Genomic DNA, 1190 nt, shown 5'->3' with positions numbered 1-1190 from the left:
ATTATCTTCAAATTCTATATTATTAAAATAATTGTATGTAAATCCTATAAATATAATTAATATTACAAGTGTTAATGCTTTATTATTAAGTAATTTTTTCTTTTTTTCTATTTCAACACTATTTATAGATTTTATATATTTTCTTTGAAGTCTTTCATTATATATTAATGTAAGCTGTCCAACTAAAATAAACTCTGCTATATTAAATCCACCTATCTTAGTAACTAAGGTTAATATAATCTTTATTATTATATAAATATCTAAAACTTTAATTATTTTATTTGAATGTTCAATATACTTTTCTTTATTTATAAATTCTATATCTTCTGTAAATTTATTAACATCTATGTATTTATGTATAAAATATAATACTCCTAACATCATTACTACTTCGGTAGCTTTATCTATAAAAATATTTAGTATTGTTCCTATTATAAATCCCCATATTAATATTTTTTTATCCTGTTTATCTAATTTCACTTATATCTCCCCTAAAATATCATTTATATTATCCTTATGTCCCATTCTATAAAATTACGAGTAAAACTGTAATAATTTATGATAACCCTAACTTATTAAGTATTTTCATTTATAAATTCTAATAATTCTTTAGAATCTATAATATAAGATCTCTGCATAACACCATTCATATTAAAGCTATCATCGTTTCTAAGTTTATTAATGTCTAAAAACACATATACACTATCATTGTCTATAGGAACTAAAGTTATACCTCTTTTAAATTCAACTGATACTCCACCATCTTCTTCTCTTATTCTTCCATCAAGAAAAATAGTCATTTTACCTAAGTTGCTTGGTGGAGAATCCTTTACAGTTGCATTTTTAAGTTGCGAATTTCTAAGAATATTACTTAAGTAATTAGCATCACTACTTGATATATTGTAATTATAATCATGTGTATCTTCACCTTTTTTTACTCTCCAAATTGAAACTATACTATCCTTTGAAAATACAAAAACATCTTTCAAAACAATATATTCTTTTATTTTAGAATAACTAAATATAGTTAAAATAAAAATAGCTATTGAAACAATCCATAGTACCAATCTATTCTTGAATATTTTCAATATTCTCCCCCCTATTATGTATCTTATAAGTTTTTAAACCTATAAGTAGTTTATCATAATTAAAAATAAGCTATGTTACTTTACTTCGTGATAATTATAATA

General features: G+C 21.8%; 1 protein-coding gene. It reads right to left on the bottom strand.

The window, feature by feature from the left end:
• Positions 1-575: 575 nt before the first annotated feature.
• Entirely contained in the window at positions 576-1088 is a 513-nt protein-coding gene (locus tag G3997_RS06385; RefSeq protein ID WP_296644611.1) for a hypothetical protein, read from the bottom strand.
• Between the last annotated feature and the right edge of the window lie 102 nt (positions 1089-1190).

Origin of the sequence: Romboutsia sp. 13368, from assembly GCF_018336475.1 — a bacterium.
Lineage (GTDB): Bacteria > Bacillota > Clostridia > Peptostreptococcales > Peptostreptococcaceae > Romboutsia.
Note: the sequence above shows the minus strand (reverse complement) of the source record. Positions and strands in the feature narration are given on the sequence as shown.